10 protein-coding genes are annotated in these 11236 nt (G+C 26.2%); all 10 read right to left on the bottom strand.

Translation table 11 applies throughout. The features are described 5' to 3' along the window. Window positions 1–16 precede the first annotated feature (16 nt). The gene (locus OREMA_RS0108290; RefSeq protein WP_018248807.1) at window positions 17–565 is read right to left on the bottom strand and encodes a hypothetical protein; all 549 of its coding nucleotides are present in this window, start codon (window positions 563–565) and stop codon (window positions 17–19) included. Window positions 566–880: 315 nt separating this feature from the next. Continuing rightward, a complete protein-coding gene (locus OREMA_RS0108295) occupies window positions 881–3049 on the bottom strand; it encodes a VPA1262 family N-terminal domain-containing protein (RefSeq protein WP_020493461.1) in 2169 nt (722 codons plus the stop codon). Then, window positions 2985–4283 carry a hypothetical protein gene (locus tag OREMA_RS0108300; protein ID WP_020493462.1) on the bottom strand — a complete coding sequence of 433 codons (1299 nt, stop codon included), beginning with the start codon at window positions 4281–4283 and terminating at the stop codon, window positions 2985–2987. The genes OREMA_RS0108295 and OREMA_RS0108300 overlap by 65 nt, the downstream gene beginning before the upstream one ends. A gap of 268 nt (window positions 4284–4551) precedes the next feature. Continuing rightward, on the bottom strand, window positions 4552–5175 hold the full coding sequence (locus OREMA_RS17450) for a cytochrome c oxidase assembly factor Coa1 family protein (RefSeq protein WP_018248808.1): 624 nt from the start codon (window positions 5173–5175) through the stop codon (window positions 4552–4554). Between the two features lie 244 nt (window positions 5176–5419). Further along, window positions 5420–6673 carry a methyl-accepting chemotaxis protein gene (locus OREMA_RS0108310; RefSeq protein WP_018248809.1) on the bottom strand — a complete coding sequence of 418 codons (1254 nt, stop codon included), beginning with the start codon at window positions 6671–6673 and terminating at the stop codon, window positions 5420–5422. A 221-nt stretch (window positions 6674–6894) separates the two neighbouring features. After that, a complete protein-coding gene (locus OREMA_RS0108320; RefSeq protein WP_018248811.1) occupies window positions 6895–7530 on the bottom strand; it encodes a hypothetical protein in 636 nt (211 codons plus the stop codon). Window positions 7531–7587: 57 nt separating this feature from the next. After that, a complete protein-coding gene (locus OREMA_RS0108325; protein ID WP_157280039.1) occupies window positions 7588–8430 on the bottom strand; it encodes a PD-(D/E)XK nuclease domain-containing protein in 843 nt (280 codons plus the stop codon). A gap of 93 nt (window positions 8431–8523) precedes the next feature. Then, window positions 8524–9156: a hypothetical protein gene (locus OREMA_RS0108330; RefSeq protein ID WP_157280040.1), complete on the bottom strand. Its 633-nt coding sequence runs from the start codon at window positions 9154–9156 to the stop codon at window positions 8524–8526. Between the two features lie 488 nt (window positions 9157–9644). Further along, window positions 9645–10466 carry a potassium channel family protein gene (locus tag OREMA_RS0108335; RefSeq protein WP_018248814.1) on the bottom strand — a complete coding sequence of 274 codons (822 nt, stop codon included), beginning with the start codon at window positions 10464–10466 and terminating at the stop codon, window positions 9645–9647. A gap of 172 nt (window positions 10467–10638) precedes the next feature. Beyond that, entirely contained in the window at window positions 10639–11067 is a 429-nt protein-coding gene (locus OREMA_RS0108340; protein ID WP_018248815.1) for a pentapeptide repeat-containing protein, read from the bottom strand. Window positions 11068–11236 lie beyond the last annotated feature (169 nt).

Here is an 11236-nt window from a genome sequence, read left to right on the forward strand (position 1 = left end):
ACTCCTCTTTTATACCTTACCCTCTCTTTTCTTTATTAAAAGAATTGAATATAGCTTTACTTATTTCATTTGCTATTTTAACCATCAAATACCCAACCTCACCTAAAGGATTAAAAGCTCTAACTAATGATGTGTCAATCTCATACTCATTATTTCCTATATTAATTATAACTTTATCATTATTACTTTTATTAATTCTATTATGTAATTTTTCTATTTGTTCTTTTACTGCACTATCTTCTATATCAATGTTTAACTTTTGTAACTCTTTATCTACTTTATCAATATTTAATAATAATTTAGACCCTTCCCTTTCTAATAAACTTCTTCTCTCTAAAAGAATTTGTCTTTTAGTTTCCAACCTTATTGTGTTTTCAAGCATTTTTCTTTCTGTTTCAAGTATTTGAATTCTTTCTTTTTCATTTTTGGCTTTTTTCATTAAATCTTCAATTTCTGAAACAGATGATAATTTATTTAACATCTCCGTATTCTTTGAATTAATTGCATAAGTAATCAAAGATATACCTGTAGGTGCTAAAATTGCTGAGGATAAACCAAAGTACATATCCTGTATTAGTATTTGCTTTCAATCCTAAATAAACAACACTTCCTATTAATATTAAACCAATTAAAATTAATATTGTACGCTTTATCATTAAGAATTATCCCCCCATCTATAGTCAATTTCGTCTAACGTCCCTGAGCTTCACGACGTCTCATCAATGCTCCTAATTCTAAATCAAGCACAAAACTTTCATATGTCATCCCCAGCTTTCGCTTATGCTCAATAGGTTAGATGTCGTTAAGCTCATGTTATCTGATGTACTGCTTGGCTAATAAAACTGTATAGTTCTAATCTTCTATAATATTCTTTTTCTTATTATAATATATCATTTTCTTTAACTAGTTTGTCTATATGTTGATAATATAAAAAAAGTTCCTCATTAAATAAACCCTGTTGTCTATTGTAATATCCCTTTAATATCTCATAAAGTTGCTTATTAAATTCTTTGATTTTCTTTATTTCTTCTTCTTTTATTGGCTTTTCATTTTCACATAATAGAACATTTTTTATAAATATTTGAAGCCATAGTAAAATATCAAGTGTATCAGTAAATTTAGAATAATTTTTTGATCTAATAAAGGGCTCGTACAAAATTCTAGTGCATTGGTTATAAATCTTTTTCAATTTATCAATCCATTTCTTTCGAAATTCATGATTAACTTCTATAATAAGCCCTCCACAAACAGAAACAAGAGAAGCATTTTCTTGAACTAATAAATCTGTACTTTGTTCAGGATTAATTGCATTTTCTAATCTATCATAAAAAATATCTAACCAAATCTCTGCACATTCTTCAAGGTTAAGATTATTATTATCTATTAAAGGCATCAATAAATCATTTGTTATCTCATAAGCAACTTTATTAAATTTATAGATTAACCCTCTAAGATTATTTTTAGATATATTTTTAGGCCAATTATTTTGAATTTCTTTTAAAATTTCGATACTCAAATCTTTTAAACTAAGTTTTGCTTCACCTCGTTCATTTATTCTAGATTTATATTCAACTCTATAAACCCATAATAACAATGATTTTAATTGTTCAAAATTAGATAGATTATTAAGTAAATCAAATGCTTCCGCCAAATCACTTTCTTCTTTATACTTTTGAATAATATAATGAATAGATAAACTACGATATAGTGCAATATCAGATTTTAATGAAGTTTCTATAAACTTAATATCATCTACAAGAATAAAATAATTAACTATTTCCTTTGTTATTATATAAAGACTATGGACCGCAATATTTGTCTCTTTATCATATGGTTCATGGAAATCATCTATAAAATTAGTTATTAGATTAAATAACTTTCCTGGTTCTAACTGAATAATAATTTTAGTTATATATAAAAGTGGATAATCGGGAACTCCTACATGATTTAAAGAATAATTCATTAAATGTTCTGCTTGGTCTAATGTTTCATCAAAATTTTCCTTCATTAATTTCAATAATTTTAATATATCAAAGTTATTTCTTATTTTTTCTAATTCAGATTTTGTAAAATAAGACTTATCTGTTAATTTATTTTTAATGAAATTTATTAACTTTTTAATAAATTTTTTATCTGCCTCCTTGATTAAAATATTGAGATATTCATTTGGATTATAAATACGAGCTAACCATTCACCAAATGAATTAACTACTTTATTAAATTCCTCTTGCTGCATATTTTTTAATACATAAGCAAAAGAACTAATATATTGATTAATATTATCTGGAACTATAAACCCATCTTCTTCCATGAAATTATGATGTGCTAAATGATTTTTCAATTTCTTCTTCTCTAGTTTTAATATTTTATCTTCTTCCAATAATTTAGAGAAAAACAAATTAGCATTAGGAATAGCTGAAATATCAGGCGCATACTCTTTTGAAGTATTAGAGTTATTATTTTTAGAAACAAACAATTCTATAATTTCTGCTTCATTAACGGTTGGTTCTTTCGCATTAATTAAATCAAATACATAATCATCCACAGATTTAATTATATCTTTATCTATAGAAGTTACTAATAGAGGAACTTTTTTAGTTGCACCTTGAATTGAATTGGAAAGATGAAATCCTTTTTTTATTTCTCCATTATTATCAAACATAAGTAAATAACGATCATGAAATAAACTTTTATTTCCTCCTCCATTACTTCGTAAATCCCGTAAAGAAAAATCTAATTTAGATAAAAGGCCTTTCATCCTCTCGCATTCTTTCTTTAATCTCAATGCCCTTTGAGGTTCTTCATTATTTTCAGTAAATTCTTCTTTATCATCAATAGATTTTATTTGAGTACAAGTTAAAATCTCATATCTTATATCTCTTGACTTCACACGAGAAAAAAGTTCAACACCAACTGTATCAAAATAAGGATCAATTAGTAATAGCTTTTTAATATTAGAATCTTTTGTTAAACCTATAAACCATTCAATAAAATTTAGTATTCCAGGTTCTGTTTCTTCTGCTTTCCAACCTTTTTGAAAAAAAACCACCTTCTGATTTTAGTGGGAAAAGTTTATTGGTTAATTTAATTATTTTTTCCCCTTCCAATCTCCACAAGTCATTAGTATTATCACTAATTTGAGACTGCTCAAAATGAGAATACTCTACTTTCTCAAGATTCTCTATTCTTTTTCTAACATTAGAATTTTTATAATCTTTTAGCATCTCTAATTCAATATTAGCTTGATATTCTTGATAGCCCATTTTCATATTAATATTTCTTAATACAGAATTAATATTTTCATACCAAATTCTCCAACTATCTTCACTTGTTTTCTCCCAAATAGTTATTAAATTATTAGTAAATATTTCATTTGATTCAAATATAATTTCAATTTTTTCCTTATCAATATTGCATATTTTACATTCATCAGTTACAATCTCATTACCATTTCGTAATCTACATCTTATTAAAAATTCATTTCCACTATAATCTTGAGAAATAATTTTCACTTTTAATCTATAAATCTTATTATCATCATCTATTAATGGTTTTATTACAACAGATTGATTTTCATATTCATCTATAGTTGGAATAGATAACCATTCTATATTTCCTAATCTTTTACTATCGTATTCAATAAAATTAAATCCAGTTTCCTCTTTTAATCTTAATAAAATTTTTCTTATTAAGGCATTTCTTTGAGGCAATTCTGACTCATTATCTTTAAATAAATCAAATTTATTAATATTTATCAAAGAAGCAGAAAAAATTGATGCATATCGAATAGGACTAGATAATCCTCTTAAATATTTTTGTTTTCTAATAAGAGATTTTTTAGTTTCTAAAAAAACAGTAGGTCTCACAACAAAATTTCGAGCAACTTTTTCTTTTGAATCTTCCAATTTCAATTCTCCATATAATTCTGGCGGAGAAGAAATATTTATTTTTTCACATGCTTTATTTAAGGTTTGTCCTTTATATAACTCTTTAATAAGTTTAAAAATAGTATCTTGGTCGTCATATAAACTTAATTTGGGTATGCGAAATTTATAACTTTTATCTTGATTGCCAAAAGTATCCTTACTTCCACCATCTGCCTTATACCAATGCCCATGATCCCCATAATTAGAAGGAATCACCCATCCATACAAAAGGCGATATTCAATAGAATCTTCTCGAGTTAATTCCATTAACCATAAATTAAGAGCACAAGGTCTTTTACAATTTGAGTTCATTACCCTAAATAACCTATCATCTTGTCTTAAATCTTCAAGTTTCATTAATATCCCACCTTTATTACAAAATATTATGGATTAGAGCAGTATGTCAGATAACGTCCCGCAGGTTCGCGACGTCCCTCTTATTCTCCATAATCTAATTTAATGCAACCTGAATTTCATAAGTCATCCCCAGTTCCCATTTATGCACTGCAACTGGATGTCGCTAAGCTGCTGTTATACGAAGGCAGCACAGCACTATGCCTTCTTAGATAGCACACCTTATAATATCTTAAAACACATTAAAAATTTATCTTATCATTTTCAGTCTTTATATACTTCCTGAATTATTTTCTAATAAATCAAATCTATAATTCTCTTCTTCAATCTCTAAAACTAATCTTTTTATCTCCCAAATTCCCATTTCTTTTTTAGCTATCATATATACTTTACCTGCACCTTGTTCCCCTTTTACTGGAAATGATACGTTTGCTTCTCCACTAGACCCTGTAGTACTAACTGACCCAGTAACCCAAAAACCTTTTTCAATATTATTACCTAAATAACTTATAGCTTTAGGATTAGTATTCAATTTCTTCAAAGCATTATCAACTGGTTCCATTCTTCCAAAAGAATAAAACATTATTATAACCATAACTAACCCCATAAAAATAGAACCTCCTACAACTGCAATTCCTGCTCGAGACCACTTTTTTTGAGATCTTCTAAATTCTTCAACACTTTCCCAATCCTCTTTTTTCCAAGCCCATTCATTCCCTTTGAAACCTAAAATAAATGGAACAATAAATCCTAATAATGGAACAAAAAATAACAATGAAAAATAAACTCTATGAGCTATTCCCCATATGAAACTAAGAAAAAAAGCTCCCCAATTCCATTTCTTTATGTCTTTTGGAACACTCTCTATATTATTTGAATCTAAATTGTTTTTCATCACTTTTTCCTCCTCATTTATTTTGTGCTGCTTTCGTATAACGTCCCTAGGGTTCGCGACGTCCCCAGTAATGCTCCCAACTTCTAATCAAAACTACAATCTCACATAAGTTCATCCCCTCTTTCATTTATGCACTCATTTGGGATGTCGCTAACGTGCTGTTATATGAAGTTGACCGGCTTTACTAATGATTAAAATCAATATATTATTATAAGGCTTTGATTTTTTAATTATACTTTATATTTTACTTACTACTAATTGAATCGATTTTTTCTATTACTTGTTTTTCTTCTTTAATAGTTTTTTGAAATTCTTTAAAAATCTCTATACTCTCATTATATTCAAAATTTATTTTTTCAACTAGACCATTAATTTGATTATTTTTTTCAAATGTTTTTTCAGATAAGTCTTTAATTTCACTAGCAATAATAGAAAACCCTTCACCAGCTATACTTGATTTTGCAGCTTCAATAGAAGCATTTAGTGCTAACAATTTATTATCTTTTGCTATATTTGATATTGACCTAATCATATCATTAATTTTATCGGAATAATCTTTAAAATTAGATATATGTTTTGCAAGCTTATCAGCATTTTTGCTAATTTCTTCAATATTTAATTTTAATTGCTGCATATGTTCCTCATTCTGCATATCCTCTATAAATAATCTTTTTCTATTTGTAAGAAGGTTATCATTTTGAAATTCGGGATTGTTAGTACTCTTAACTTTTTTTATTATATAATCAAAATCATTTTTCAATTCGATTAATTTTCCTATCTCCTTTAAGCAATTATCCTTAAAATGATATATTTGTTCCTCTTCCTTAATAATACAATGTTTAATAAGTTCTTCTGGTGAAACTTTCTTTTTCTCAGCTAGCTTAGAAACTTTTCTTTTTAAATCATTATTTAATTTGCCTAACAAATCACTTTCTTTTTCTTCTTTGTCCTTTCTTATATTTTTTCCTTTAAAAACTGCTGGAATTACTATAAATATAATATACAAATTGGCCCAAACAAACAATAAAACCCCATTCCAATCTAAAGAAAAAACTGCAATACTATTTATAAGTGCAGGGAATGTTACTTCTCTTAAGAGTTCCTTCGGAGATTTTGGATTAGAAGCATATATTAACAAAAATAGAAAACCACCACTTATAAATAATTTAATAAAGTAAGGTGGAAATCTACCTTCGTAAATTAAATAATTAGGAACAAAAGTAACAAAAGTAAAAATAAGAGCAAAGATAAAATAAATAAACCCACTCTTATAATCAAAATAAAAATTATCTTCTCCTTGTTTCTCTAATTTTATATACATCCAAATTATTATCCCTATAGTTATTATTAAAATCAACCCTACTTTGTCAAAAAAAGGTTTATAAAATTCAGATATTGAAACTTTCTCATTAAATATATCTGATACTATAAAAGGATAAAAAAAGATAAAAATAACTTCACATATAATTACAAAAATTAATTTTTTTTTAGATTTCATTTTGTCCTCCTCTTAGTTCTATTACTTACTCTTAAAAACTTAACAATATATTAATAATTAAATTTGAGGTCAATTTCATATAACGTCCCGCAGGTTCGCGACGTCCCCATAAACGCTCCAACTTCTAATTAAAGCTAACATTCTCACATAAGTCAGCCACTCTTTCATCTATCCTCCCAAGTTAGGATGTCGCTAACGTGCTGTTAGGCGAAGTTGCTCTCTCATTTTAATATTGGAAATCTTGGTCCATATCCTTTATTAATTAATATCTTCTCAAGCCATTTTTCAATTTTATATATTATATCTTCTGTTAAATAATTTATATCTACTAAAATAACTTGTTCAAACTCATCTATATTATCTGTGATTTTTAACCAATTCCTTGTTTTTGTTATGTTTTCTAATTTTTCTTTATTATTTGAAAAATAAATATATCCTGCAGCATGTACAACACAATTCCTTACTGTTTCTAACTCCTTTAAAATATTATATAAACTATCTGAAATACAAAAATCTTTTTTTCTTAAATAATTTCTAATCTCTTTAAGTCTATCACGTCTTGCGAAATTTGAAGACAAAACTTCTCCATCTCTCTTAGCAATATTTTTACAAAGATGAATTAACGTTATCTCTATATTAGACCAAGCAAATGCTACTAACGAATTATTAATAGCAATATCTCTTTGATTCTTTTCATATTCTAAAAAAACTGATTTTTGATATTCAATTTCAGAAGGTAAATTTAAATTTTCTTCATTAATATCAGGTTTATCATTCCACATTATCATAATCTGTTCTCTTGTATTAGATAATCTAGATAGTATATTAAACAAAAACATATCCCATTTTATCTTCATATAAAAATACTCCCTTCTAAATTTTATATAGTTATACCTGTTTAGATTTAATGTATTTTAATGCTTGACAATTATAACTGATATATTACTTTTGTTATCTAAATCATTCTTAAATTCAAGTTCATCTCTTATATTTCCTAAATCATAAATAACAAACATTAAGTTATTGTATCCCTTGCTATAAGATTGTATATCAGCATTTATTTCATCAACTAACCTTTTGCTTTTATTTCTGTTTTTACAAAATTTAACTTCTAAAGCTAAATCTAATCTTGAAAAAATAAAATCTGGGATAACTTCTTTAACTGAAACTTTTACCCTACCAGTTTCTCTATCATAATCTATTCCTTTAGAAAAACCCCTTCCTACAAGTAACTGTTCAATTGCATCTTGAATTTTATATTCATTTGCTGGTTCTTTAAAAATTGCTTTTCTTATATTATTCTGCAGAAAATTTTTCAAACTTTCAATTTCATTACTTTTTACATCTAACTCATTTTCTAATAATGCTCTTAAAATACTTACATTAGCTAGTATAGAATCAAAAAAATTTTTCTGTGCTGGAGCTACAGTATCAAAAGAACCCTTTATTTCTTCAATATTGTAATAATCTAATAAATCAGTACCTTCTAACTCCTTTGAAACTAATTGAGCTAAAGTATTATATTTTCTCATAAAAGTTTTATAGCTACCAAATCTCCAAATATTATTTTTATCCTTCTCATAAATAAATTTCACAGATTCTTCTAAAGCTTTTGCTTGGTTTAAATAATTTCTTAATTTTCTATTTTTATTAATTTTAACACACCACCTTAACTTATTTATCTTTAAATTAGACCTTGCAATTTCGCCTAACGTCCCGCAGATTCGCGACGTCCCCGCCAATCCTCCTAATCCCAAATCAAACTACTGAGTCTCACATAAGTCAGCCCATCTCTCGTTCATCCACCTAGATTAGGATGTTGCTAATCTCATGTTAGACGACGTATTTAATTACCCAAACAATTTCGTTAAAACTTTATTAAAAATTTCTGGTTTAACATATTTACATATATCTAATACTACTATTCCTATAAACATAATAGTTCCTAGAAATGCTGGAAGAATTGACATCATTATATTATGTCTGCTATATCCTTTTTTTCTATAATAGATATGAAAAATATTATAAAGAATTAATCCTAGAGTTACCATAAGAATCAAATTTATAGTTTCTTTTTTATTATGTAACGCTTTTTCACTGTAAAACCTAAGAATAAAACTCGCATAAATAAATATAACAAATCCAATCTTTTTCCAAATTTTATTCAAATAATCCAACTTAATAATTTTTTCTAAAGTTATGTTTTCTTCTAATCTATTAAAAAAAGTATTCATATCTATTCTATAATCTTCAATATTGTTTAACTCATCTGTAATTTCCCCATCTAAAAAATAAAATTTTATATTATTTTTTTCTGCATATTCTTTCAGTTTTAATAAGATTTCTCTATAATTATTCCACTTTAATATTAATACATCTTTAAATTTTGTTTTATCTGGCTCTAAATTATAACCTATTCTTAATACTACTTTATTTTTACTTTCAAAAACACAATAGAAAAATTTAATATTACTTGTTTTCAAACTTAATACTTTGCTAGTAAATAATTCTTTTATTATAAATTGACTATCAGTAATTTTTATAAAAGCAAAAGGGTCTTTTATCCATTTTAAAATAACTAGAATTAGTCTAAATAAAAATAACATTGTTATTACTAGAAATATTAAATTAACATATAAGGTTTCTTGAAACTTGAATAAAACAATTTCTCTTATTAAGTCTATTAAAATTAACAACATAATTAAAGTGATTAATTCATTAATAATAAATTTAAAGTTATTCTTTTCTTTGAAAATCACTTCCACTTAAGCACACTCCTCTCTCGATATTAAATATGTCGTCTAACGTCCCTAGGGTTCGCGACGTCTCGCTCCCCCCTCCTATAACTTATCCATACTATAAAACTCACATATGTAATTCCTAACTTCACCTAACCTACTAGCCTAGATGTCGCTAACCCTATGTTATACGAAGTCATCAGCGGTTTTTCTCTAGCTAACTATTAAAAACTTTATCTCAGAACTTTTCTAACAAAAGATACTGTGAAATATGACATTAAGAATAACCCAATAAATCCTTCAAAACCAGATATAATCATACCAAATAAATTTAATGGATGAATATCACCATATCCTATTGTTAAAAATGTAACTACACTATAATAAATTGATTTAACTATTTCATTTGAATATATATAACTATTTCCTAAATTGTTACCACCAATTAATTGATAATCAAAAATGGAGGGTAAGTAATAAAGCATACTAAAAATAATTATAGCGCCAAACATTGAACAAGCTACTTTTTTGGGATTAGTTCCAAAATCACCAATTGTTTGGAATAAAAACTTTTTAATATAATAACCTATATTACCTTTGTCTGCTAATAATTTATTTTTCTTAAATTCTACATATGCTTTATCTTCTTGTTCATATTCTCCCAGTTGATGATAGTTCTCTTTTAACATTCTATATTGATTAGCTTTATATTCATATTTATTATTAAATTTCTTTTCTATCGCAGAGTTAACATTATTCTTATCCCAATCGATATAAATATGACCTAAATTTTTCATATTAAATAAATTTAACTTTTCAATACTTACTTCTTGATTTCTCCTTGGCTTAAAATCAATTATATCTCGATTAATACTTTCTTCTAAATTTATATAAGAACACTTTTTCACTTTTAAATTTATATAATTTTCTAATACACATCTCTCAAAATTTAAAATTATATCTTTATTAAATATTGCATTATCAAAAGATACACAATCATGAAATTTAGTATCCTCAAAATAGGCATCATTATGAAATTCTGCATTAAAAAACATAGTTTCCCCATAAAAATTTGAATTTGCGAAATATGCTTTCTCAACAAATTCTACCCCTCCAAAATAAACTCCCTTGAAAAAATTAGTTTCTAAGAAAATAGCTTCATCAGAAAATTTTTCAACTCCAAAAAATGCCTCTTCTAAAAATTCTGTGCTTTCAAAGTGAGCAGTACTAGAAAATTTTGTGTCTAAAAAAAAATGCTGTTCCAGAAAACTTTGCCCATGGAAACGATACTTCTTTTAAAAAATTAGTCTCTCTACAATTTATTCCATCGAAAAATTTCACATATGAAAAATCTACTTCATTACAAAAAGTAGTGCCTTTTAAATCTACTTTCTTATAAAATTCTGCATTACTAAAAGAAATCGGTTTTGAAATCTTTTCATTACTTAGAAAATCAAATTCTGGAAAAATAAAACCTTCTAAACTTATAGTTTCTTTATTAAGGTCATTTTGTTGTTCTTTGAACTCTTTCAAAATTTGGTTTTTAAACTCTTCTTTTTTCTCTTTGCATTTTTTGGAATGAAAAATACAATGTTCCTTATCTTCTTTCCACTTACCTCTTTCACAATTTTTATATTCACAAATATTATATGACATATTTCTTACTTCCTTTCTTAACGCAAATATCTTACTCAAGAACAAAATATAAAGTTAACTGATGATTTCGTATAACGTCCCGCAGCTTCACGACGTCCGCGATAAAACTCTCAATCTCTAGATAACCACTATATCTAACATAAGTCAGCACTTGTTCTCATTGATGCTC

The organism is Orenia marismortui DSM 5156, assembly GCF_000379025.1.
In the GTDB taxonomy this organism is placed as follows: Bacteria; Bacillota; Halanaerobiia; order Halobacteroidales; family Halobacteroidaceae; genus Orenia; species Orenia marismortui.